At 69.5% G+C, this 23,394-nt stretch carries 26 protein-coding genes; 11 read left to right on the forward strand and 15 right to left on the reverse strand.

Annotated features, from left to right (window positions below; all coding sequences use genetic code 11):
• Positions 1-2 precede the first annotated feature (2 nt).
• Positions 3-1,031 carry an acyltransferase family protein gene (locus OIE13_RS29340; RefSeq protein WP_326646471.1) on the reverse strand — a complete coding sequence of 343 codons (1,029 nt, stop codon included), beginning with the start codon at positions 1,029-1,031 and terminating at the stop codon, positions 3-5.
• Positions 1,032-1,233: 202 nt separating this feature from the next.
• Positions 1,234-2,040 carry an SDR family NAD(P)-dependent oxidoreductase gene (locus OIE13_RS29345; RefSeq protein WP_326646470.1) on the reverse strand — a complete coding sequence of 269 codons (807 nt, stop codon included), beginning with the start codon at positions 2,038-2,040 and terminating at the stop codon, positions 1,234-1,236.
• Positions 2,041-2,199: 159 nt separating this feature from the next.
• On the opposite strand from OIE13_RS29345, the gene OIE13_RS29350 reads away from it, so the two are divergent.
• From OIE13_RS29350 to OIE13_RS29365, 4 genes are all read left to right on the forward strand, one after another.
• Positions 2,200-4,668: a sensor histidine kinase gene (locus OIE13_RS29350; RefSeq protein WP_326646469.1), complete on the forward strand. Its 2,469-nt coding sequence runs from the start codon at positions 2,200-2,202 to the stop codon at positions 4,666-4,668.
• A complete protein-coding gene (locus OIE13_RS29355) occupies positions 4,665-5,072 on the forward strand; it encodes a roadblock/LC7 domain-containing protein (protein WP_326646468.1) in 408 nt (135 codons plus the stop codon). Before OIE13_RS29350 ends, OIE13_RS29355 begins: the two co-directional genes overlap by 4 nt.
• Before the next feature lie 67 nt (positions 5,073-5,139).
• Entirely contained in the window at positions 5,140-5,487 is a 348-nt protein-coding gene (locus OIE13_RS29360) for a DUF742 domain-containing protein (protein WP_326646467.1), read from the forward strand.
• Complete coding sequence (locus tag OIE13_RS29365) at positions 5,468-6,043, forward strand: GTP-binding protein (RefSeq protein WP_326646466.1); 576 nt, start codon at positions 5,468-5,470, stop codon at positions 6,041-6,043. The genes OIE13_RS29360 and OIE13_RS29365 overlap by 20 nt, the downstream gene beginning before the upstream one ends.
• Before the next feature lie 72 nt (positions 6,044-6,115).
• On the opposite strand, the gene OIE13_RS29370 is transcribed toward OIE13_RS29365, so the two are convergent.
• From OIE13_RS29370 to xylA, 6 genes are all read right to left on the reverse strand, one after another.
• Positions 6,116-6,484, reverse strand: a complete 369-nt coding sequence (locus OIE13_RS29370) for a DUF742 domain-containing protein (RefSeq protein ID WP_326646465.1) — start codon at positions 6,482-6,484, stop codon at positions 6,116-6,118.
• Positions 6,481-6,870, reverse strand: coding sequence for a roadblock/LC7 domain-containing protein (locus tag OIE13_RS29375; protein ID WP_089210923.1), 390 nt, complete (start codon positions 6,868-6,870; stop codon positions 6,481-6,483). Before OIE13_RS29375 ends, OIE13_RS29370 begins: the two co-directional genes overlap by 4 nt.
• A gap of 112 nt (positions 6,871-6,982) precedes the next feature.
• On the reverse strand, positions 6,983-9,199 hold the full coding sequence (locus OIE13_RS29380) for a sensor histidine kinase (RefSeq protein ID WP_326646463.1): 2,217 nt from the start codon (positions 9,197-9,199) through the stop codon (positions 6,983-6,985).
• A 141-nt stretch (positions 9,200-9,340) separates the two neighbouring features.
• Positions 9,341-10,000: a DUF998 domain-containing protein gene (locus OIE13_RS29385; protein WP_326646462.1), complete on the reverse strand. Its 660-nt coding sequence runs from the start codon at positions 9,998-10,000 to the stop codon at positions 9,341-9,343.
• A gap of 3 nt (positions 10,001-10,003) precedes the next feature.
• Entirely contained in the window at positions 10,004-11,467 is a 1,464-nt protein-coding gene (gene xylB, locus OIE13_RS29390; protein ID WP_326646461.1) for a xylulokinase, read from the reverse strand.
• Complete coding sequence (xylA, locus tag OIE13_RS29395) at positions 11,464-12,615, reverse strand: xylose isomerase (RefSeq protein WP_326646460.1); 1,152 nt, start codon at positions 12,613-12,615, stop codon at positions 11,464-11,466. Before xylA ends, xylB begins: the two co-directional genes overlap by 4 nt.
• A 76-nt stretch (positions 12,616-12,691) precedes the next feature.
• Between xylA and OIE13_RS29400 the strand changes: the two genes are divergently transcribed.
• Complete coding sequence (locus OIE13_RS29400) at positions 12,692-13,840, forward strand: ROK family transcriptional regulator (RefSeq protein WP_326646459.1); 1,149 nt, start codon at positions 12,692-12,694, stop codon at positions 13,838-13,840.
• 209 nt (positions 13,841-14,049) lie between these two features.
• On the opposite strand, the gene OIE13_RS29405 is transcribed toward OIE13_RS29400, so the two are convergent.
• The 3 genes from OIE13_RS29405 to OIE13_RS29415 are packed head-to-tail and all read right to left on the reverse strand — an operon-like array spanning position 14,050 to position 15,540.
• Positions 14,050-14,289: a hypothetical protein gene (locus OIE13_RS29405; RefSeq protein ID WP_326646458.1), complete on the reverse strand. Its 240-nt coding sequence runs from the start codon at positions 14,287-14,289 to the stop codon at positions 14,050-14,052.
• Positions 14,273-14,704 carry a hypothetical protein gene (locus tag OIE13_RS29410; RefSeq protein ID WP_326646457.1) on the reverse strand — a complete coding sequence of 144 codons (432 nt, stop codon included), beginning with the start codon at positions 14,702-14,704 and terminating at the stop codon, positions 14,273-14,275. The genes OIE13_RS29405 and OIE13_RS29410 overlap by 17 nt, the downstream gene beginning before the upstream one ends.
• On the reverse strand, positions 14,701-15,540 hold the full coding sequence (locus OIE13_RS29415) for a hypothetical protein (protein WP_326829002.1): 840 nt from the start codon (positions 15,538-15,540) through the stop codon (positions 14,701-14,703). The genes OIE13_RS29410 and OIE13_RS29415 overlap by 4 nt, the downstream gene beginning before the upstream one ends.
• Positions 15,541-15,771: 231 nt before the next feature.
• Here OIE13_RS29415 and OIE13_RS29420 point away from each other — a divergent pair, with 231 nt between their 5' ends.
• Positions 15,772-17,046, forward strand: coding sequence for a helix-turn-helix domain-containing protein (locus tag OIE13_RS29420; RefSeq protein WP_326646455.1), 1,275 nt, complete (start codon positions 15,772-15,774; stop codon positions 17,044-17,046).
• Between the two features lie 262 nt (positions 17,047-17,308).
• Here the strand turns inward: OIE13_RS29420 and OIE13_RS29425 are convergent, their stop codons facing one another.
• Both OIE13_RS29425 and OIE13_RS29430 read right to left on the reverse strand, forming a co-directional pair.
• On the reverse strand, positions 17,309-17,503 hold the full coding sequence (locus tag OIE13_RS29425; RefSeq protein WP_326646454.1) for a DUF5999 family protein: 195 nt from the start codon (positions 17,501-17,503) through the stop codon (positions 17,309-17,311).
• 366 nt (positions 17,504-17,869) lie between these two features.
• Entirely contained in the window at positions 17,870-19,180 is a 1,311-nt protein-coding gene (locus OIE13_RS29430; RefSeq protein WP_326638736.1) for an ISAs1 family transposase, read from the reverse strand.
• A 164-nt stretch (positions 19,181-19,344) separates the two neighbouring features.
• On the opposite strand from OIE13_RS29430, the gene OIE13_RS29435 reads away from it, so the two are divergent.
• On the forward strand, positions 19,345-19,509 hold the full coding sequence (locus OIE13_RS29435; protein ID WP_326646453.1) for a hypothetical protein: 165 nt from the start codon (positions 19,345-19,347) through the stop codon (positions 19,507-19,509).
• 441 nt (positions 19,510-19,950) lie between these two features.
• Here OIE13_RS29435 and OIE13_RS29440 read toward each other — a convergent pair whose 3' ends face one another.
• The gene (locus tag OIE13_RS29440) at positions 19,951-20,403 is read right to left on the reverse strand and encodes a MarR family winged helix-turn-helix transcriptional regulator (RefSeq protein ID WP_326646452.1); all 453 of its coding nucleotides are present in this window, start codon (positions 20,401-20,403) and stop codon (positions 19,951-19,953) included.
• A gap of 72 nt (positions 20,404-20,475) precedes the next feature.
• Here OIE13_RS29440 and OIE13_RS29445 point away from each other — a divergent pair, with 72 nt between their 5' ends.
• Entirely contained in the window at positions 20,476-20,985 is a 510-nt protein-coding gene (locus OIE13_RS29445; RefSeq protein WP_326646451.1) for a VOC family protein, read from the forward strand.
• 72 nt (positions 20,986-21,057) lie between these two features.
• Complete coding sequence (locus tag OIE13_RS29450) at positions 21,058-21,204, forward strand: hypothetical protein (protein WP_326646450.1); 147 nt, start codon at positions 21,058-21,060, stop codon at positions 21,202-21,204.
• Positions 21,205-21,474: 270 nt separating this feature from the next.
• On the opposite strand, the gene OIE13_RS29455 is transcribed toward OIE13_RS29450, so the two are convergent.
• On the reverse strand, positions 21,475-22,437 hold the full coding sequence (locus OIE13_RS29455) for an asparaginase (RefSeq protein WP_326830320.1): 963 nt from the start codon (positions 22,435-22,437) through the stop codon (positions 21,475-21,477).
• 155 nt (positions 22,438-22,592) lie between these two features.
• Here OIE13_RS29455 and OIE13_RS29460 point away from each other — a divergent pair, with 155 nt between their 5' ends.
• A complete protein-coding gene (locus OIE13_RS29460) occupies positions 22,593-23,045 on the forward strand; it encodes a sensor domain-containing protein (protein ID WP_326646449.1) in 453 nt (150 codons plus the stop codon).
• Positions 23,030-23,386: a histidine kinase dimerization/phosphoacceptor domain-containing protein gene (locus OIE13_RS29465; protein ID WP_326829003.1), complete on the forward strand. Its 357-nt coding sequence runs from the start codon at positions 23,030-23,032 to the stop codon at positions 23,384-23,386. Before OIE13_RS29460 ends, OIE13_RS29465 begins: the two co-directional genes overlap by 16 nt.
• Positions 23,387-23,394: the final 8 nt, after the last annotated feature.

Here is a 23,394-nt window from a genome sequence, read left to right on the forward strand (position 1 = left end):
GGTCAGGCGGGTTTTCTCAGTCTGGTGAAGGCCCAGCTCATCCTCGGCTCGACCGCCCAGCGGGTGACGCGCCGCACCGGCCCCGTGCACAGCAGGGCGGCGAGCCCCACCCCGAGGAGCGCCACGGCCGTCACCCCCGGCAGGGTCTGGGCCCAGTCGCCGTAGAACCGCTCGGCGACCTTCACCACCAGGCCATGGAGAAGGTAGGCGTACATCGTCGCCGTGCCGAGCTCCGAGTACCAGGTACGCCGGGCCGGGGTGACCGCCAGGAACGCCGCGACGAGCAGCGCACCGGCGGCCAGCATGCCGAGGCGGATCAGGCTGCCGGTGAGGTCGTCGACGCCGATCACGTCGTTGGCGTGCCGCCACCGGATCCACTCTGTCCTCACCTGGGTGTGCACGGCGAGCGTCAGGGCGCCCCCCGCGGCCAGCACGATCGCCCCCGCGGCCCGTACCCACCGCCGCCTGAGCCACTCGAAGTGCTCCGGACGGAGCATCAGCCCGAGCACGTAGAACGGGAGCAGGCCGAGGGTCCGGTTCATCGACAGCTCGTCGGGCAGCCTGCTCACCCCCGACAGCAGCGACAGCCCGACCGCGACCGTCAGCGGCCACCGCAACTGCTGCCAGACCGGTGTGGACAGCCGCCACAGGAACAGCGACATCAGGAACCAGGTCAGGTAGTACGGGTCGAGGAGGCTGATGTCGAGCTTGCCGTACAGGATGAGGCGCGGCAGCGAGTAGAGCAGTTCGAAGATCACGTACGGGACGGCGAGCGTGCTGATCAGCTTGCGCGCCTTGCCGGAGGAGAAGGTGAAGTTCCGCGACAGGTAGCCGCTGAGCACGATGAACAGCGGCATGTGGAACGTGTACACGTAGAAGTAGGCCGCGTGCGCGACCGGCACGTCCCGCAGGTCCTCGATCAGGTGGCCGGAGACGACCAGGGTGATCGCCAGGAACTTGGCGTTGTCGAAGAACGGGTCCCTGCCCGCGGCGTGCGGGAGAACGGCCCGCAGCGGGGTTGCGACACTCACAGCCGGACCGTAACCGGACCCGCCCAACGCCCGGCGAACAGCCGGTGACAGCCGGGGAAATCCCCGCCGCGCCCCCGGCGGGGAGCGGCGGGGACTTCCCCGCCGCGCCCCCGGCGAGGGCGCGCGGCGGAGCGGCGGCTACGCGACGGCGACGGCGACGGCGACGCGACGGCAACGGCGGCGCGGCTAGGCGACGGCGCGACTACGCGACGGCGGCGGCGCTGGCGTCCCAGAGTGCGCGTGCCAGCGCGGGGTCGGCCATTCTCCTGGGGACGGCCGCCGGGGCGCTTTTGGCGAAGTAGCGGCCCGGGTGGGCGGTGCCGTCCGGGTGGGTGGCGAGGTGGACCATGGTGCTCGCACCCTCCTCGACGGTCTGGCCCATGCCGGGGATGTTCTTCACCATCCACATCATCAACGTCGCCTGGGCGAACTCGGTCCTGATCACACCGGGGTGGAAGCAGGTCGCGGTCACCCCGGTGCCCGCGAGGCGCCGGGCCAGCTCCACTGTGAAGAGGGCACCCGCCTGCTTGGAGTCCCCGTACTGGAGCCAGCCGCTCCAGCGCCGCCGCTCACGGTCGAGGTCGGACGGGTCGAGGCGCCCGGTCTTGCCCGCCCGGGAGGAGGTGGTGATCACACGCTCCCCGACCCGCTCAAGCAGCAGGTTCGTCAGCAGGAAGGGGGCGAGGTGGTTGACCTGGATCATCGTCTCGTGGCCGTCGCGGGTGAGCGTGCGCTCGCTGCTCATGACGCCCGCGTTGTTGATGAGAATGTCGATCCGCTCGTAGCGGGACAGCAGCTCGGCCCCCAGCCTGCGCACATCGTCCAAGGAGGTGTAATCGCAGGTGAACGTATCCGGGACCGTTCCGGAGACGGCCGTCACCCTTTCCGCCACGCGAGTTGTCTTATCGGGATTACGGCCGACCAGAACAACCCGCTGCCCGCGCCTCGCGAGCTCTACCGCCGCTGCCTCGCCAATTCCGGCACTGGCCCCGGTAATCACACTAGTCATCCGATCCTCCACTGCGCAGAAAGCATATTCGGTGCTAGTCTCCTATGCGATCTTCCGGAGGCCTATCCATCCCTAAACCGGCACGAGCCTCCACACGCTCAGAGGTTGGGACGAGTGGACATGGGCTCTGGAAACCGCTCGATTCGGTTCAAGATTTTCTTGCTGTTGCTCCTGCCGCTGCTGTCACTGAGCGCACTGTGGGGCTTCGTGCTCAACCTCACCATCGGTGACGGGATCGCACTGCTGAATGCGAACAGCATCTACCAGTCGGTGGGCATGACCTCCACGGAGCTGGGACTACAGCTTCAGGCGGAGCGGATGCAGTCGTCGGTGGCGATCAGCTCCCGGGTCCTCACCAGCGGTATGGGCGAGCAGCGCTCCCGGACCGACCGCGCGGTCCAGGCGTTCAAGAAGGCCACCGCCTCCGATGATTCCGGCAGCCCGGAACTTCGCAGTTCGCTGGACAGGCTGCTCAGCCGGCTCGACACCCTCTCGAACGTCCGCTCGGGTATCGACAGCGGGCAGCAGTCACGGCTGGAGGTGCTGTCGAACTACAACCATGTTCTCGACGCCGTCTTCCTGGTGTACGACCAGATGGCCGCGGTGCCCGATCTGGCGATCTTCCAGCAGGCCACGGCCATGCAGGGCATGGGCAACGCCTACGAGATGCTCGCCAGGGAGAACGCGCTGGTCAGCGGGGCTCTGATCGACTACCGGCTGTCAGAGGGGGAGCGCAAGGCCTTCGGCGAGTACGTCACCACCCGGAAATTCCTGCACACCAAGGGCGCGGCCTCACTCGATCCCGAGCTGGGCACGGCGTACCGCGACACCTTCAAGTCCGCGGCCTTCGTGAGGTTCACGAACCTGGAGAAGGCCATCGCCGGATCGACCGGCAACCGGCTGGCTCCCGAGGCCGGCCGGTGGAAGGCGAGCGTGAACGAGATCTCGACCTGGCTCGACAAGGTCAATCTCGCCGCCTCCAAGGAACTGGCGGACCGGGCGCAGACGATGGCCACCGGCGTCCTGCTCCGGATCGTGATCGCCGGCGGCGTCGGCCTGATCGCGGTGGTCGCGTCGATCATCTTCTCGGTCCGCTTCGGCCGCCGCCTGGCCGCCGAGCTCGCCGGGCTCCGTTCGGCCGCCCTGGACCTGGCGGACGTGCGGCTTCCCCGCGTCGTGGACCGCCTGCGGCGCGGCGAGGAGGTCGACGTGCAGGCCGAGGCGCCGCCGATCCAGGCGTGCGGCTCGGCCGAGGTGCGCGACGTGGCCCACGCGTTCGGCTCGGTGCAGCGGACCGCGGTCGAGGCCGCCGTCGGCCAGGCCAACCTGAGGCGTGGCGTCAGCCAGGTCTTCGTGAACCTGGCCCGGCGCAAGCAGAGCCTGCTCCACCGCCAGCTCACCCTGCTCGACAGCATGCAGCACCGGGCGACCGACCCCGACAGCCTTGAGGACCTGTTCCAGCTGGACCACCTGACCACCCGCATGCGGCGGCACGCCGAGGGCCTGATCATCCTGTCCGGTGCGGCGCCCGGCCGGTCGTGGCGCAAGCCGGTGCCGGTGATCGACGTCCTGCGGGCCGCGATCGCCGAGGTCGAGGACTACACCCGGGTCAACGTGATGCCGGTGGCCGACGTCTCGCTCGACGGGAGCACGGTCGCCGACATCACCCACCTGGTGGCCGAGCTGGTCGAAAACGCCACGATCTACTCCCCGCCGCAGGCCATGGTGACCGTACGCGGCGACGTGGTGGCCAACGGGTTCGCCGTCGAGGTCGAGGACCGCGGCCTGGGCCTGGGCCCCATGGAGTACGCGGCCATCAACGAGCGGCTGGCCGGCCCGCCGGAGTTCGACCTGGCCGACAGCGACCGGCTGGGCCTGTTCGTGGTGGGCCAGCTCGCCTCCCGGCACGGCATCCAGGTCATGCTGCGCAACTCGCCGTTCGGCGGCACCACGGCCATCGTGTTCATCCCCCGTACGGTGATCGCCCAGCAGGGGTCGCCGCTCGCCCTCACCGTGGAGCAGGCCTCCTCCAGCACCGAGCACGCCGCCAAGCGTCCGGGAGAACTGTTCGCCCCCTCCTCGCCCGACACGTTCTCGCCCCCCGTCAACGGCAACGGCCTGCCCCGCAGGACGAGGCCGGCCTCCCCCGCCCAGTCCACCGCCGCGCCGTCGCTCAGCGTGGTGACCAACCTGCCGGCCCGTGCCCCGTCCGCCGGGCAGGAGAGGCATCCGGGCGGGTCCGTGGGCCAGGAGACCGGCCGGGCCCGCGCATCCTTCCCCGCGCCGCATCAGGAGTCGCCACGGGGGTCCCGTGAGTCTCACCAGACGCCTCACGAGATCGAGCGTGGCAATGACGCTCCGGCGCGTAGGACGGCCTCACAGCCTGCTACGGGGCCGGGCGGCCTGCCCCGCCGGATCCGGCAGGCGAACCTGGCGCCTCAACTCCGCCAGGAGGCCGAGGCGACGGAGTCCGCCGAGCCGGAGCCGAGGGCGGAACCGCGCGAGGAGCGTTCACCCGACGAGGTCCGCGCGTTGTTCTCCGCCTTCCAGGCGGGTGCACGGCGCGGACGCGAGGAGCAGGACGATGCCCTCGCGCACCATACAACAGGCGACAAGGGGGACACATGACCGGAAAATTGACCAACACCGGCGAGCTGAACTGGCTCCTCGACGACCTGACCAGCAGGGTGAGCGCGGTACGCCAGGCGGTGCTCCTCTCCACCGACGGGCTGGCCGTCGGTTTCTCGAAGGGGCTCAACCGCGAGGACGCCGAACATCTGTCCGCGGTCGCAGCCGGGTTCCAGAGCCTGGCACGCGGCGCGGGGCGCCATTTCGGCGGTGGTGAGGTGCGCCAGACCATCGTGGAGATGGAGTCGGCGTTCCTGTTCGTCACCGCTGCCGGACAGGGAACCTGCCTGGCCGTGCTGAGCAGCTCCGACGCCGATGTGGGCCATGTCGCGTACGAGATGGCGATGCTGGTCAAGCGGGTGGGCCAGCACATCTCCACCGGTCCGCGCCAAGGTCTCTCATGAGCGGGGGAGCGGGTGGCGACGCCGTCCACGGCCCATTGGACCCCCGAACCCGGTGCCGGAGGTCCGGATGACACGCTGGATGGACGAGGAGGCCGGACCGGTCGTCCGGCCCTACGCGCTCATCAGGGGTCGCACCCGCTCCTCCGGTGACACTCTGGATCTGGTCGCGATGGTCACCTCGACCCGCGCCGGGCCGTCCGGGGGATTCGTCCCCGGGCCGGAACAGGAACGCATTCTCGCCATGGTCACCACCCCGACCTCGGTCGCCGACGTCGCCTCGGACCTCAACCTGCCACTCGGCGTGGTCAGGGTCCTTCTCGGCGACCTGCAGGACCACAAGCTCATCTCGATCGGGCGCGCCTCCGCGAGCGAGCGCATTCTCAAGGAAGTGATCAATGGACTTCGGGCCCTCTGACGAACCCGTCGCCCTCAAGATTCTCATCGCGGGCGGCTTCGGGGTGGGCAAGACCACTCTCGTGGGCGCCATCAGCGAGATCCGGCCGCTCCGCACCGAGGAGGTGCTCTCCGACCGCGGTATCGGCATCGACGACGTCGACGGCGTGGAGGGCAAGACCACCACCACCGTCGCGATGGACTTCGGCCGCATCACGATCAGGGAGGGCCTGGTCGTCTACCTGTTCGGCACCCCCGGCCAGGAGCGATTCTGGTTCATGTGGGACGAGCTGTCCTACGGCGCGCTGGGTGCCGTGGTACTGGCCGACACCCGGCGGCTGACCGACTGCTTTCCCTCGATCGACTACTTCGAGCAGCGCGGCACACCGTTCATCGTGGCCGTCAACTGCTTCGACGGCGCCGCCCAGCACGAGGCGGACGACGTACGCGTCGCCCTGGACCTCGACGTGGACGTACCGGTGCTCCTCTGCGACGTGCGGCGCCGCGTCTCGGCGAAGACGGTGCTCGTGACCCTCGTGGAGCACTCGTTGAAGGTGCTGACGGCCAGCCAGAGCTGAGGAACGGGCCGGGGGTGGCTCCCGGCCCCGGTGCCGGGGACCGGACATGGGCACAGCCGCCCCGGCGGGAGGTCACAGTGCCCGCAGGCCGCTGATCAGCTCCCTCAGCAGGCTCTCCGGTGGCACGGAGGCGGCGGGAATCGGCGATCTCACCAGGATCAGGCCCTGGTCGAGCAGGTCGCCCAGCAGGACTTTGATCACGCCGACCGGCAGGTCGGCGTCCGACGCGATCTCCACGATCGGGCGTGCCCGCCTGACCAGTTTGAGCAGCCGCCGGTGTTCGGAGCCCAGGTACGCTCCCGGGGAGATCGGCGTCCCCGTCGCCACCGCCATCGAGAGCAGGTCGAGCGAGGACGACGCCCTGGTGCGTCCCCCGGTCATCGCGTAGGGGCGGACGACGGGACCGGCCTCCTCGTCCACCCACTCGACGTCGTCGCTCATTGGCCGGCCATCCGGGGTCCGGTGGCCAGATGCTGTCCGACACGGGTGACCAGGCGGGCCATCTCATAGGCGATCAGGCCCACGTCGGCGGCACCGGTGGTCATGACCGACAGGCAACTCCCCTGACCGGCTGAGGTGACGAAGAGGAACGCGGAGTCCATCTCCACCATCGTCTGGCGTACGGCGCCGCCGCCGAACTGCAGGCTGGTGCCCTTCGCGAGGCTCTGGAAGCCGGAAGCCACCGCCGACAGGTGATCGGCGTCCTCCTTGCTCAGCCCTCTGGACGAGGCCATCATCAGCCCGTCGTTGGACAGGATCAGCGCGTGCGAAACGTCCGCCACACTCGTGACGAAGTCATCCAGCAGCCAATAAAGCTCACCCGGCACGTGGTTAAACCCCTTCCCCTCTGATGATCATGTTGATTTTTCCCCCCACCGGCGCGGCGAATCCGGTCTTGTGGACCCGTCTCCGCCCGCGCTCCCGCTCTCGCGGCCCGGCTCAACGCTCGGCATCGCCGTCCTCGTCGGCGGCCCGGCCACGCCGCCAGCCGGACTGCATGGCGCTCATCAGCGCCCTCGCCTCCTCCGGCGACCGCTCCTCGATCTCGGCGTCGGGCGGGCGTGACTCCCTGACCTGCCTCGGCGGCGTGTTGGCCTGCCGTACCCGGCGTGGCAGACCGCCGACGCGCCGCAGCGGCCTCCACAGGTCCACCGGAATCGGCACCGCCGGCTCAACGGGTTCACCGGACCCGGCGGCCCGTTCCGACCGTCCCTCAGGCTCGGGCCGGACGCTGATGACCGTGAGCACCGGCGGCTCCGGGAACTGCTCGACGGGCTCCGGCTCTCCGAGCGGTTCCTCGGGGATGAGGACGACCACCGCGGTGCCGCCGTACGGCGAGGAGTGCAGCACGACCTCGGCCCCGTACCTGGCGGCCAGCAACCCGATCACGGCGAAGCCCAGCCGGTCGGTGTCGGCCGGGTCGAACTCCGGCGGGCTGGCCAGGCGCTCGTTGATCGCGGCACGCCTCTCCGCGGTCACCCCGAGCCCTCTGTCCTCGATCTCGACGGCGAAGCCGCGGCCCACGAGCTCACCCCGGACCGAGACCTGGCTGTCGGGCGGGGAGAAGACCGTGGCGTTCTCCAGGATCTCCGCGAACAGGTGCATCATGTCCGCGACGGCGTTGCCGACCAGGGTGGTGCCGCCCATCGGGTAGATCCGCACCCGGGCGTAGTCCTCGACCTGGGCGGCGGCCCCGCGCAGCACGTCCTCCATCGGCACCGGCGAGCGCCACGTGCGGCCCGCCGCCCCACCGGACAGGATCACCAGGCCCTCGGCGTGGCGGCGCATGCGGGTGGTGAGGTGATCGAGCCTGAAGAGGTTCTCCAGCGCCTCGGGGCTCTCCGCCCGCTTCTGCATGCCGTCGAGCAGCTTCAGCTGGCGCTGCAGCAGCGACTGGCTCCGGCGGGCGAGGTTACGGAAGGACTGGGCGGTGCCCTCGCGCAGCCTGGCCTGTTCCACGGCGGCGTCCACGGCGCTGCGCCGGACGCTGTCGAAGGCGGCGGCGACATCGTGGATCTCGGCGGTACTGCCCAGCGGTTCCAGCGCGGGCGCCTCGGTCGTCACGTCCACCTTCTCGCCGCGGCGCAGCTTCTCCATCATCCCGGGAAGCCGCACCTCCGCGAGGTCGGCGGCGGCCCGCCGCACGGCGGCGAGTTCCCTGGTGACCCCGCTGCCGATCCGGTAGGAGACGAGCAGCGACGCGACGACCGCGACGAGGCCGAGCACGCCGACGAGGTCGGCGCGGACGTAGACGCCCGTGGTCGCGGGCTTGGCCCGTGCGACGAGCATGGGACCGACCTCCGCCATCGACCGCTGGTAGGCGGCGTCCAGCGCGTCGCCCGCGGCACGCCACTCGGCGGCCGAGACGCTGTGGCCGCGCAGCAGGCGATACTCCACGGCGGTGAACCGGGCGTACGGCGAGGAGGCGATCAGTTCTGTGAAGGGGGCGCGCAGCGAGGGCTCCAGCTCGGGGAGCGCCTGTTCCATGAGGAAGGTCCGGCTACCGGCGAGCCGGGTGAACATTCGCATCTCGCCCGCCGTCATCGGGCTCTCCAGCGCCAGCGGTCCCGTGGCGAGCGCCCGCTCGCGGCTGAGCATGTTCATGGCCTGGTCGACCGCCACGGCGCCGCGCAACTGGCGGTAGATCGGGATCTCGTTGCCGGGACTCAGGGTGTTGTAGAGCCGGTTCAGGGCATCCGGCACCCTCGCGAACTCCTCTACAAGCCCTACCGGGCCGATCCGCCCGGAGTCGATCCTGGCGCGGATCGCGTCGAGCCCTTCCACCTGCCTCGTCAGCTCGGCGTAGCGTGTCCTCATCTCGTCGGACATCTCCGATTGCACCGCGTCCCCGTCCATCTCCTGGCGGAGACGGTTACGGACCTGATCGGTGACCGCGCGCTGTCCGGTGAGGGTCTTGTGGTCGGAGTCGAAGCGGGTGGCCAGGTACTCGGCCGACAGGATGTGCTCGCGTTGGACCGCGTTCTTCAGGTCGGCGGTGGGCTTGCCGATGGATTCGTACAGTGTGCCGATGGAGCGCAGGCTCATCGAGTCGCCGACCGTGACGGCCGCGGCGAAGCCCCATACCGCCACCAGTGAGGTGAGAGGGATGGCCAGCAGCACCGAGACCTTGAACCGGATGGACTTGCTCGATGCCATGTCACCTCAACGGCTCGCTCACGGAACGCCAGGGGGAGCCCCCGGACGATCTCTAGATCGCCGACGAGAATAGCACTGGCTACTCCTGCCATTTGTAGCCTATTTGTGACATGTCATGAAATAGTCATGAGAAGTGACAAGTCAGCCCAGAGCGGCGCGTGATGCGGGAGCGGCGCTCCGCGCCCAGGTAAGTCGCGCGAGCCGGGCGGCCAGCACACCGACCAGCGCGACCTCGGCGCCGAGCAGGATCCGCTCGGCGAGACCGGCGAGCACCCCGTGCCCGGGAAGCGCCACGTAGGTGATCACCAGCAGGCCGAAACCTCCGGCCAGCGCCAGCCACTCCACGGTCCCGGCCACCGGCCGCCACCGCTCGTCCTCCCTGAACCGCGCCACCAGCAGGCCACCCGCCGCGGGTATCGCCACGAACACGGCGATCGACACGTAACGGTAGGTCTGGCCGACCAGGTCCGTGCCCGTGCCGGGAAGGACCGCGGGCAACACCCCGAGGACGATGAGCCCGGCGCCCCACACCCACATCAGCCGCTCGGCCAGGACACCCATCGGCGCCCCCGTCGCACGCAGCCCGGCGACCAGCGCGAGGGAGGCGACCCCCAGCGACGCCATGACGAACCCGGTGATCCCGCTGCGGTCCAGCGCGACGTACTCACTGATCGTCAGATCGAGCGGGTCCGGGTACGAGACCGGGTCAGGCTGCCCCACGACGGCGGCCAGGGCGGCCGCGGCGGCCGTCACGATCCCGGCGCATGCGATCAGGGGGTAGAGCCTCTTCGACGCGAGCATGGATCAAGCCTGCTCCCCGGAGGGGATCTCAGGCATCCGGCGGCATCCCTGATCCAACCCTGAGCCGTCCCTGAGACGAGCGGACCGAGAGGGGCCCGAGACGGGCCCGCGGACCTCGGCGTAGCGGGCCCTGATCCCGGGCGCGGGATCGGCCTCGTACCGCTCGGCCCTGCCCGCCTCCCAGGCCGGGGGCTCGTCGCCGCCGAGCAGCCAGGCGGCCTGCCTCGCCGCCCCGTCCGCGACGTACTCCCCCTGCTCGGGAACGAGCACGGGCCGCCCGAAGACCGCGGGGGCGATCCGCCGTACGGCCTCCGACCTGGCGCCGCCTCCGATGAGCAGCACCCTGGCCGGGTCGAGCCCGAGGGCGTCGAAGGCGTCGGCGAGGTGGCAGAGCAGGCCCTCCACCGCCGCCCTGGCCAGGTGGGCCGGGGTGGAGGTGCCCAGCGTCAGCCCGTGCAGCGAACCCGTGGCCGAGGGCAGGTTCGGCGTGCGCTCGCCTTCCAGATACGGGACGTGGACAAGGCCGCCGGCCCCCGAGGGTGCCTCCAGGGCCAGCCGGTCGAGCTCGTCGAGACCGACCCCGAGCATCCGCGCGGTGGCGTCGAGCACCCTGGCCGCGTTGAGCGTGGCCACCAGCGGCAGGAACCGCCCGGTGGCGTCCGCGAACCCGGCCACGGCGCCGCTCGGGTCCGCGCTCGGGCTGTCGGCGACCGCGAAGGCCGTCCCCGACGTCCCGATCGACACCACCACGTCCCCCGGCAGGGCTCCGACTCCGAGGGCCGCCGCCATGTTGTCGCCCGTCCCCGGCGCGAGCCGCACCGCCCCGGTTCCGGACACCCTGACCTCTCCCGCGCCGTCACGGGGCCCCAGCACCGCGGGGAGTTCGGGGAGAGCGCCGAAGGCCGTCCGCAGCAGGTCGGTCCGGTAGGCCCCGGTCGCGGGCGACCAGTATCCGGTGCCCGAGGCGTCACCCCTGTCCGTGACGAACTCCCCACCAAGCCGCCAGGTGAGCCAGTCGTGTGGCAGGCACACCCTCGCCGTACGACGGGCGGAGTCCGGCTCGTGCTCCGCCAGCCAGCGGAGCTTGGTCACCGTGAACGACGCCACCGGCACGCTGCCGACCGCCTCGGCCCAGCGCTCGGGGCCGCCCAGCTCCCTCACCAGGTCGGCCGCCGCCCCGGCGGAGCGGGTGTCGTTCCACAGCAGCGCCTTCCTGACGACGTCGCCGGAGGAGTCCAGGCAGACCATGCCGTGCTGCTGCGCGCCGATGCTCATCGCCTCGACGCCGTCCAGCCCACCCGCCCGGGCGAGCGCCTCCTGGAGCGCCTCCCACCAGGAGGCGGGGTCGACCTCGGTGCCCTCCGGGTGGGGCGCGCGCCCCTGACGGACCAGGGCGCCCGTGCGGGCGTCCCTGATCACCACCTTGCAGCTCTGGGTCGACGAGTCGACCCCGGCCACGAGCGTCATCCGCGGACCCCGAGGAGGTGGTCCATGGCGAGCTGGTTCAGGCGCGTGAAGTGGAATCCGCGCGCGGCCGCCGCTTCGAGGTCGAAGTCGTCGCGGTCCAGGTCCGCGATCGTCTCGCCCGGGGCCAGCGTGGGCTCGGAGAGCTCGGCGACCCTGCTCGCGGCGAGCGCCTCGATGACCTCGGGATCCGCGCGGAAGGCCCTTGCCTTCTCCTTCAGGATCAGGTACGTGCGCATGTTGGCCGCGGCGGAGGCCCAGACGTCCTCGGAGTCCTCGGTACGCAGCGGCTTGTAGTCGAAGTGCCGGGGTCCCTGGTAGCCGCCGTTCTCCAGCAGGTCGACCAGGAAGAAGGCGTTCTTCACATCGCCGTGGCCGAAGATCAGGTCCTGGTCGTAGCGGGGGCCGTGCTGGCCGTTCAGGTCGATGTGGAAGAGCTTGCCGTGCCAGAGGGCCTGCGCGATGCCGTGCGCGAAGTTGAGCCCGGCCATCTCCTCGTGGCCCACCTCGGGGTTGAGTCCGACGCGGTCGGGGTGTTCGAGCTCGTTGATGAACGCGAGCGCGTGGCCGATGGTCGGGAGCAGGATGTCACCGCGCGGCTCGTTCGGCTTGGGCTCGATGGCGAACCTGATGTCGTAGCCCTTCTCGATCACGTACGAGGTGAGCAGGTCCATGCCCTCCTTGTAGCGGCTGAGCGCGGCCCTGATGTCCTTGGCGGCCCCTGACTCGGAGCCCTCGCGCCCACCCCAGCAGACGTAGGTGGTCGCGCCGAGCTCGGCGGCCAGGTCGATGTTGCGGATGACCTTGCGCAGCGCGTGGCGGCGGACCTCACGGTCGTTGCTGGTGAACGCGCCGTCCTTGAAAACCGGGTGGGTGAACAGGTTGGTGGTGGCCATCGGGACCTTGAGCCCGGTCTCGGCCAGCGCCCTCTTGAAGTTCGCGATGGCCTTGTCCCTGTCGGGCTCGACGGCGAGCAGGTCGTCGTCGTGGAAGGTGACGCCGTACGCGCCGAGCTCGGCGAGCCGATGAACGCTCTCCACCGGGTCCAGCGGGGCCCGCGACGCGTCCCCGAAGGGGTCACGGGCCTGCCAGCCGACGGTCCAGAGCCCGAAGGTGAAGCGATCTTCGGGCTTGGGGGTGTAGGCGCTCATCCGTTCCTCCGATTTAATCCACTTTATGGACTTAATATGGATCGGAGTGGTGAGATCGTCAAGAGGTGGATGTTTCATGACACAGGCCGTACGCCACGACTCGATGCGTGCCCGCAACCTCGGCGTGATCCTCGGTGAGATCCGCAGGAACGGCCCGGTCACCCGGGCGGCGCTGGCCGAGATCACCGGGCTGACGAAGACGACGGTGTCGAAGATGGTCGGCGACCTGATCAAGGCGGGCATGGTCACCGAGTCCGGCGCGCTGCGGGACGGCGAGCGGGGACGGCCGGGCACGGCGGTCGTACTCAGCGGGCGGCGGGTCGCCGCGCTCGGCCTGGAGATCAACGTCGACCACCTGTCCGCCTGCGTGGTCGACCTCACTCTCGCGGTGCGGCTCCGATATGCACAGGCTGTGGACAACCACGCGGCCTCCCCTGTGGAAACCCTTTCCAACCTGGCAAAACTTGCCCGCAGGGCTGTGGACGAAGCCCGCCGGGATAGCCTTTACATCGCCGGAACGACCCTCGCGGTGCCCGGCCCCGTGGACGGGGGACTCGTGCACACCGCCCCCAACCTCGGCTGGCACGACGTCCGCGTCTCCGACCTGCTGGACTTCCCCGTCGAGGTGGACAACGAGGCCAACCTCGCGGCCCTGGGCGAGCTCTGGTTCGGATCGGCCCCCGGCGACTTCCTGCACGTGTCGGGGGAGATCGGCATCGGCGCGGGCCTGGTGGTGGACGGCACCCTGTTCCGCGGCGCCCGCGGCCTCGCCGGGGAGCTGGGACACGTGGTCGTCCACCCGGACGGGCCGGCCTGCCGCTGCGGCGGCCGGGGCTGCCTGGAACAGTACGCCGGACAGGAGGCCCTGCTCCGGGCCTGCGGCCTGACCGGCATCCCCGAGCTGCTGAAGAGCCTGCGCGCGGGCGAGCCGGACGCGCTGGAAGCGTGCGAGCGTGCCGGGCAGGCACTCGGCATCGCCCTCACCTCGGCGGTGAACCTGATGGATCCCGGCATGATCGTGCTGGGCGGCATCTTCGCCCCGCTCTTCCCGTGGATCCGGGATCCGGCGCACCGGACGATGACCGCCCGGCTGGGCGCGATGCGCCAGGCGGTCCCCGAGTTGTCCGTCTCACGGCTCGGCGGCGACGCCGCGACCCTGGGCGCCGCCGGACAGGTCATCCACCAGGTCATCAATGCTCCCATTGCGACGCTGGCGCGTATCTAATGCGTATCCAATGCGACGCTGCGCGTCGCGGTGAGGCCGCTCAAACCCGGCTCCTTCCCTCGTCGACCGGGGCCGCTCGTTCCTCACGAGTCGCCGGCGCGGCCTCACAACCCCGCTCTCCTCAGTCCAGTCGCCGGCGCGGCCTCACGGGTCGTCCCCACCGGCAAAAGCTGAGGGCTCGCCGTACCACCGCGCCGCCCAGGGAGGGGTCATCGGTTCGGTGTAGTGCTTTCCGAGTCGTCCGGCGATGCGGCGTGCGACGCCTGCTCCATGAGATCCCACAGCTCAGCGGCGCTGGTCGCGTGGACGATGCGGCATTCCTGCGGGTCGGTGCACTGCCAGGCCTCGAACCGGCGGTGTCGCAGGCTCCACATGACCAGCCAGGTAGGCGCGTGCTGTTGGACCTGCTGGGCGGCTCGGGCCGCTTCGAGGTCAGCGAGGGTCAACATGCTCTGCCTCGATCACGTCGGCGAGCAGGGGCAGCCCGTTGCGCACCACGTCGGTGGCCTCCCGCGCGCTCAGGATGGCGTGGTGTTCGGCGAGTTGCCCGGCGGCGGCGAGGAGTGTCGGCGTGGAGCTGAGGAGTGGGCTGCCGGCGTGGTTGAGTTCGGGGCTGGTCCACCAGAAGCTTTCGCCGTCGGTGTAGGCCAGCAGTCCATGGTGCAGGGACACGAGGGCGTTGCCGGAGACGAGCTGGTGAACATCCGCGTGGATGTGGTGAACCTCGGCCAGTACGGCGGCCAGGTCCTGGGCGTACCCCACTGCGGTCGGCGGCGCGGTGGTCGTCGGGAAAGCGGATTCGTCGCCGCACCTGCACTCGCATCCGCACGCCAGGGTGCCGTCTCGCTCGGGGGTCGTGTTCATGCCGCGATCTCCTGCCGGTGCGGGTGCTGCCGCCAGGACGAGGAGGTGTCCGGTGAGCGGCCCCGGCCAGAAGCGACGGCGAACCCCGGCCGGGGAGCCTGGTAGGCCGGGCGTTGGTCTTCGGTGCCAGGGCTGATGTCCGGTAGCACGGTGAGCATCCGCTGAACCAAGGTCATGACGTGCTTGCGAGGGTCGGGGTTGGTGTCTGGCGGTACGGCAAGCGTTCGCTGGATCGTGGTCGTGAGGTGCTTGCGAGGGTTGAGGGTGATGTCCGGCGGCCCCGTGAGCGGCGGCTGGTCGGGCAGCTCTGCGGGGTGTGGGTGTCGCGTCGGACGGCCTATGTTCTGGGATGGGTGTTCGGGGGTGCGGGCCGCGAGCAGGGCTCGGCGCCGGGTGAGTGGATCGTGGGCGAGTGCCAGGCGGGCCGTGCGTTCCTCGCGGGGCTCGACCGGCCGGTACGGGCGGCCGGTGCCGGACAGCGCCGGGCGGCGTGCGTCCGTACATCCGGCGGACCGGGTACGGGTCGGCGTTGTCTCGGGCTCGGCCTGGCGGGGGGCGGGCACGACCGCAGCGGAGTACGCGGTGACCTCGTGGGCGGGATGGAAGATCGGCAGGGTCCGGCCCAGGCCGAGCCGGCGGCGCACGTGCAGGCGCTCGGCCATCAGTTCACCGGATGGTTGCGCGTACTCGTGGTCAGCGGCCTGGCCGGGGCAGCCGTGCGCGTACGGCGCGTGCCCGCAGACGGCGCACCCCATCGGCAGCGGCGGGCTCTCAGCGAAACAGTCGCAACCGCTTGCCATGGCCCGGTCGAGAACCAGAGCATTAGGGTTATGCATCGGGTCAGGACTCCATTCCTGATCAAGGACCCGTCCCGGTGTCGGCTACCGGTGGCGGGTCCGCCATTTCACGGGGCTCGTTGCCACGTCGATGTAATAGTGGGATCGACCAAACGAGATATCCAAGAGGTTCGTAGGGGGAGGACGTATATCCCCCAACGTCCCCCAACCTTGGAGTACGGCATGCCGCGTACGCCCCAACCGGTTAATCCAGCCGATTCCCCATGGCACTTGCTCGGCGCCACCATGCGCCAATGGCGGGACAATGCCCACTTATCACAGCGCGATCTCGCCGAAATTGTCCACGTGGACCACACGATGATCTCTGCGTGGGAACGGGCCGCATCACGCCCGGATGCCGCCAGCGTCCGGGCGATTGATATGGCATTAGGGGCCAATGGGCAGCTTGTGGCGCTCCACGCTCTCATTGTGGAAATTGACCGGTTCCGAGGAAGTAAGCTCGATACAAAGCCCTCAGTGCGTAATGAGGATGATGTGGAGCGTCGTACTCTTCTCCAGCTCTTGACGATGATGGGTGCCGGGGCCGGTATCCCCGCTTCCGCCGTAGATGCTCTGCACGCGGGCCTGGGGCGGATCACGGGTCAGGCGGCCGAGAACAGCGTGAACGACTGGGAGCAGGTCGCGTGGGATTACGCACAGGGCGTGTGGACCGAACCGTCGGGTTCCAGGATCGCCGACCTGGCGGGTGACATCCGCGACCTGGACCAAGCCTTGACGTACTCCCAGCCCCTGACAGAACGGGCCACGTTGCTGCGCGTCTACGCTCACTTGGCAGCGTTCATGGCACTCGACCTGGCTGAAAGCTCCAGCCCTCGCGCGTGCTGGCGTTCATGGCGTGCGGCTCGCTTGGCCGCCGACGCCTCAGGTGACCTCGATCTGCGTGTCTGGGTCCGTGCCGGCGAAGCCTCCCAATCGTTCTATCTGCGTCGCCTTGGACCCGCTACGGACACCCTGATCGAGGAGGCCGTACATCTTGCCGATGGCCGCCCGCGCCTTGGCTTGGCGGAGGCGCTGAAAACCCGTAGCCGCGTCCTCGCCACAGACGCACGGACAGACCTCGCCCACGAGGTCCTCAACGATTTCAGGGATGTCTACGAGGGTCTTCCCGCCCTCGTGACCAGCGACCGCATCTCTGTGTGGGGCATGCCTCCGGAAGGGGTCCAGTACGCCGAGGCTTTCGTACTCACCATGCTGGGGGACAGCAAGGCGGCAATGCCCATGCTGGAGCAGGCTCTCGCAGCGTGCCCGCGCGAGAAGGCCGGAGGAAGGGCCAACATCGGCCTCCTCCAGGCATGGGGACTGGTCCAAGATCGAGATGTGACCGAAGGGCTCGGTCATGCTCTCGACATCACGGCATCTCTTCCCGTCACAGCCGCCCGGCGCAAAATCGTACGAGAGATCGTGACCGCACTGCCCGAGGGAGCTCGAACTCTGCCCGCTGCCCGCGAACTACACGCGCTGACGGCAGGCGATCGATCGACATGACCCCCGCCATCGCACTCAACACCCCGCCGATCAACGTCTGATCAGCGGGCGCCGCTCCCCCGCATCGACTAAGGAAATCCCTCGCCGCGCGACCGCTCGGGCAGGCACCTCGTCCGGCAGGGAACTGGATGTGACCGCCGCCGGCCACGGCGCCGAACGTAGTCGGCGCCATCCCCCCGGACAGCCGTTCCCTGGCCGGCCCGGGGAAGCGTACCGGACGGGCGCCGCATACTCCGCCGCAGGACCCCGGCAGCACGCGAGTTCAGGCCGCCTGCACATAGAACTCCCTGTGAGCGGGGATGCTGCGCCCATCGGGCAGAAGCTCGCCGGTGTCGTCGAACACCACCACACCGTTGCAGAGCAGTCCCCATCCCTGTTCCGGGTGGAACGCCACAAGACGGGCCGCGTCGTGATCAGAGGCGTTTGCGGACGGACACGGTGGCTTGTGCTGACACATGACCATTACCTCGATCCTTGACGATCGTGGGAGAGTCTTCGAGAGCCACCACTTCCGGGTTGACGGTCATCGTCGGCGTTCCGGTCCGGTGAGCTGCTTTCACTCCCTACGATGCCGCGCCCGCCGCCCGTTGTCTGCGCCGGCAGCACCCGTTCTGGCCCCATGCCAACGACACTCCCGGCATACCCGCTAACTGCAATGCGCCGGCAACGTGCCGAACCTGCCCGAATAGATCCGGGGTCCGCCGGGTGTGTTTATCGGTGGCCCTCGGAGGAGTGCGGACACGGCCCCGCAGGATTTGGCGCGGTCTCGGGGTCCTCCCAGGGCCCCGGCGTTGAATTGTTATGTCCAAGTCCGTCCTGTTGATCAGATGTTGTAGACGGCGAATGCGGCATCGTGGTCGAGGAGATCGCGGCGAGCGTGGGCGATGTTGGCCCGGCCGGCCAGACGGATGGTGCTGATCGCCAGATTCCGGAGGCTGGCTAGGGTTCTGGGTGCGGTACCCGTCCTGACCTGGGAATGATCCTCCGCGAATGTGACGTCCCTGACCCAATTCAGCCGGTTTTCCACCCCCCAGTGCGCCCTTTCGTAGTGGTTGAGGTGCGCGGGGCCTGCCAATTCAACGGGCAGGCTGGTGATGCCGAACACGATCTCCTTGCTGGTCCAGGCGCCATCCAATTCGCCGACGTCGCGGCGGAGCCGGAAGGCTTGCCGGGCGCCGGGGAAGAGGCCGTCATCGGCAGAGGCGGTGCGGATGGTGCGGCGTTCCCTGCGGCCGTGCCCGTGATCGTCATCGACCGCGGTGGTTTGCGTCCAGTCGGCATCCGGCCCGGACAACAGCGCGTGCGCGGCGGCGCGTGCCAGCGGTTGATTGCCCTTGAGGATGAGGACGTAGTGGCCGCCCAGCTGGGTGATCAGACGGGCGGTGGTCTTGGTGGTGTGCAGGGCGTCCAAGGTCAAGACCATCCCGGCCACCCGCAGGTGGGGCAGCATCGCGCGGGCGGCGGGACCCTCGCCTTTCTTGCCGGCGACCTGACACTGGCCCAGGATCACGCCGTGCTCGTGGCTGATCGCGCCGACCAGGAAGACCCTCCCGTCTTCGCTGGTGCGTGCCCCGCGCAGGGCCTTGCCGTCCAGCGCCGCTGCGGGCAGCAGCCCGGCCGGGGCGGGATGGCTGAGCCGGCGTCGTGCCGCGCGGCGCTGTTCCCGTTCGGCGGGGCCGGGAGTGTCGGGCAGTTGTGGCGTCAGAGCCTCCTGCCGTATCACCTCGGCGACATAGCCGCTGATCGCGGCGTCCAGCGCATCGGCGTCCAGCTCCGCCAGAACACGGCGGAAGGTACGCTCACTGGGCACGAGGAACAACCCGGTGAACAGATCACGGTAGGCGCCCAGCCGCTCCAGCGCCGCTTGCGGGCTTCGGGCGGCCCACTGCCAGATCGCCGCGACGCTGTCGCCGCCGACGACCAGGGTCGCGCACGCGGCCAACGTCAAGATGGCCACCAGCGGATGGCGCAGACCGCAAGCAGACCGCCGATCGGGAACCGTCGCCAACCGGCGCATCAACGCCGATTCCACCACGACCGGATCGGGTGCCAGTTCGGACTCCCACAATGCCAAGTCGGCGAGCTGGTCAAGACACGAGACATGCGGGGAACTGGTCAGAGAAGATGGGGACACGAGCGCGACTCCTGCGATGATCTCCGGATTTCGACACCCGAAAGATCAGCAGAAGTCGCGCTCTTTCGCGTTCCACCTGGCCAAACGCTCAACGTCGGCATACCGCATCAGAACCCGGGAACGCCGGGGCCCTGGGTATCAGCGATTCCTGTCTGCGGAGTTGGATGCGCCAGGCCGACACCGATGACAACGGCGGCGCGAAGCTGACCAGCGCGGAGAAGAAGGAACTCTCCGATCTGCGGCGTCGAACCCGGCAGCTTGAGCTGGAGAATGAGATCCTCAAGCGGGCTGCTGCGTATTTCGCCCGGGAGAACGTGCTCCCAAAATAGGGTACGCGCTGGTCCGTGAACTCGCCGATGATGACTTTCCTGTCGCGGTGGCCTGCCGGGTGTTGAACATTTCCAGATCGGGTTACAAAGACTGGGTTGGCCGGCCGCAGTCTCCACGCGACCAAAGAAACACCGAACTATTGAAGCTGATCCGTGACATCATGCCGTTAGCCTCGCGCTTAGGTTTCACCCTGGCCTGCGCGATCTTCCCTCCCTCAGACGACCGGCTGATTTCCGACGCCGCCCTGGTACGGCAGCTGCCATTCAGGGTTTGACCAGGTCTGATGCGCGGCAGGTCGATGCGATCTTGTGATCGGATAGAGGCACAGCGAGAGCAGCCGCTCGTGATCATGCCTGTGTGACGAGAACAAGACGGGACAGGAAATCATGGTCCGACGCGGCGAACGACGAGGGCTGTGGACGCGTCCCCGCGAGGTTTGGTCACGAGGGGTTCGAGGTGGGGAGGATCGCGGCGCAGATCTCTCGTAGTTGACGGAGCTGGTCGGGGGTCAGGCGGTCGAAGAGGGTTTGGCGTACGGCCTCGACGTGGCCGGGGGCGGCGGCGGTGAGGGCCGCGAGGCCCTGGTCGGTGAGGATCGCCCAGCTCACGCGCTTGTCGGCGGCGCACGGCTCGCGCCGCGCCCAGCCGCGTTCCTCCAGCCGCTTCATCGCGTGCGACAGGCGGCTCTGCGAGGAGTTGAGCTCCATGGCCAGCTCGCTCATCCGCATCATCCGGCCGGGTGCCTCGGAGAGTTTCACCAGCATGGCGTAGTAGGCGTGCGGCATGCCGGAGTCGCGCTGCAGCTGCCGGTCAAGCTCCTCCTGGACGAGCTGCGAGGCGGCCATGAACGCACGCCAGGTGTGCTGCTCGTCATCGTCCAGCCATCGCGTCACGGCGCAAGCTTACTTGAACTCTCAACAAAGTGGGAGTAATCTACTTGAGAGTTCAAGTTTTTGGGAGGAACCATGCCGGTCCAGCGGCTCAACCACGCCGTTCTCTTCGTGCGCGACGTCAAGCGCAGCGTCGCCTTCTATCAGGAGACGCTCGGCTTCAAGGTGGTCATGGGCATGCCGGGCGCCGCGTTCCTGCAGGCCTCGGGGTCCAGCAACGACCACGACCTCGGCCTCTTCGAGATCGGCGCGCAGGCGGGCCCCTCGGGAGCCGGGCGCTCGACCGTCGGCCTCTACCATCTGGCCTGGGAGGTCGACACGCTGCGGGAGCTGGAGCGGATCGCCGGCAAACTCGGCGAGCTCAACGCCCTCGTCGGCGCCTCCGACCACTCCACCACCAAGGCCCTGTACGCCAAGGACCCCGACGAGCTGGAGTTCGAGGTCTCCTGGCTGGTCCCCGCCGACCTCCTCACCGAGGAGACACTGAGCGGGCGCGCCGGTATCAAGCCTCTCGACATCGCCAGGGAGAAGGAGCGCTACGGCGCCGACACCCGCGGCGGCCTCGGCGTCTCGATCCCCGTCTGATCGTCGAACGGACATCTCCGTCCGCGCGGCTCCGGAGAACGTACCCTGGAAAAAAGATGACCAGGAGGCGCTGTGGAGCGGAAAGCGTCAAAGAAGTGGCAAGACCTTCCTGAGCGAATCGCCGTCGAACAGATGACGACCAGCCACCCCGCCGGGGGCGCGCCCGACCTCCCGACGGACCTCGACTCCGAGCTCAGGTTCATCCTCTACGGGCTCTGACGGCCTTCCTTCCCCTACCGTACCGTCACGGTCTCATCTCCTGGCTCCGGCGCGACCGACGCGAAGGCCCCCCCGCCTGATTCACACGCCGATCGCGCACCTGGGGTGGCACGGGGAGAAGACCTGGGGTGGCATGGAGAGAAGGGGGTGATCCGGCGGAGGCCTCCCCAGCCCTCCGCCGGATCACGGACTCCCCCGACCTGCCCGCCCAGCTCGGGGATACTCCCCCTTTTTACGATTTTCACCCGGCTGTAAATTCCCTCGCGGGTGTCAGAGCCTGCCGAACCAGTCGCGTACGGCGTCGATCCCGCCGGTCCCGAGGGCGACCATCAGCGCGCACCGCGCCTTCGAGGGGGCCAGGCCGCGGGCTCCGATCGCCCCGACGCCGGCGGCGAGCCCCGTACCGAGGCGCATCTCCTCAAGCGGGACCGCACCGGTACGGCACCTCGACGCGACGACCACCGGGATCCCCCACTCCGTCAGCTCGGCGATCGTCGTGAAGAGCCCGACCGGCACGTTGCCCAGCCCGGTCCCCTCCAGCACGACGCCCTGCGCTCCGGCGTCCACCAAGGCGGTGAGCAGCACGGGGTCGATCCCCGGATAGGTCTTGATCAGCGCGACGTCCGACGCCGGATCCCCGCTGAACGCGGGCGGCCGGTGCGGCGGGGCGGACAGCGTCTCGACCCGGCCGCCGACCACCCGGCCCAGCACGGGGAAGGGCGCCGACGAGAACGCCGCGATGCTGGTGGCGTCGACCTTGGTGACCCAGCGGGCCGCGTGGATCTCGTCGTTGACGCACACGACGGCCCCGGCGCCCCGCAACGCGCCGTCGGCGGCGGCCACGAGGGAGGAGGCGAGATTGCGCGGGCCGTCGGGGGAGAGCTCGTCCAGGGAGCGGACGGCACCGGTCAGCACGATGGCGCCCTGCTCGGCCGCCCGGCCCGCGAGCAGGTCCACGAGGTAGGCGGTCTCCTCCAGCACGTCGGTGCCGTGAGTGATCACGACCCCGTCGAAGCCGCGTTCCAGGATGGCCGAACGCGCCCTGCGGGCCAGTTCCAGCATGGTCGAGGGGGACATGTCCCAGCTGGGTTCCGCCATCACGTCCTCGGCCACCACGTCCGCCGCGACCGCGCCGGGCGGGAGTACCCTCAGGACTTCGGCCCCTGACGCGACGCCCGGACGGACGGCGTCGTAGGAGTGGGCGATGGTGTCACCGGTCGCCAGCAGCAGCACACGCTTCAAGGGCGGGATCCCTCCGACCACCGTCGCCCCCGAGCGCGCGTCAGCGCGGAGAGACCCGGCCCGACCGAGGATGGTGGGGTTTGCCCCACCTTTTCCAGGATACCTCGCCCATGTGCCCGGGTCGCCGCAATCTCTACGGTGGTCCCATGAGCGGCATCGAGGCGACCACCCCCTGGGCGAGGATCAGCGCCCACTGGTCGGCGTGGACCTGGCTCCGCACCGCGCACCTGGTGACGGGCCTGCCGATCGCCCTGCTGGGCGCGGCGGCGATCGTGGGGCTGACCGTGGCGTCGGTGCTGTTCGTGTGGACCGTGGTGGTCCCGGTGGTCGCGCTGCTGCTGTGCTTCTGGGTCGTGCGGCTGCTCACCCGGGTGCAGCGGTCCCGGTTCGCCGCCTTCCTCGACGTCGACATCCCCTCGGTCCCGCACCGTCCCCTGAGCAGGAATCCCTTCAGGCGGCTGCTCCAGGAGGCCAGGACGCGGAGCACCTGGCGCCGGCTCTCGTACCACCTGCTGGCCCCGCTGATCAGCGGCGTCGGCGCCGCATCGAACGGGACCTGCACGACGGCACCCAGCAGCGGCTGGTGTCGCTGGCGATGAACCTGGGCATGGCCCGCGCGACCCTCACCGACCTGCCGGAGCCCGCCCGAGAGGTGATCGTGCAGGCACACGAGGAGGCCAAGCAGGCACTGAAGGAGCTGCGCGACTTCGTCCGGGGGCTGCACCCGGCCGTGCTCAACGACCAGGGTCTGGACGCGGCGCTGTCCGGCCTCGCCACGCGGTCGCCCTCACCGGGCGCCACCTCACCAAGGCCGCGGGGGTCGCGCTCGGCCTGTCCTGCGCCGAGGTCACGGTGGAGCGCAGCGGCGACCATCCAGGCGGCAACCGTCCAAGCGACGACCGTCCAAGCGGCCCGAACTGCCGGGCCGACTACACCCTGAGCCTGCCC

This window comes from Streptosporangium sp. NBC_01810 (assembly GCF_035917355.1).
Taxonomy (GTDB): domain Bacteria; phylum Actinomycetota; class Actinomycetes; order Streptosporangiales; family Streptosporangiaceae; genus Streptosporangium.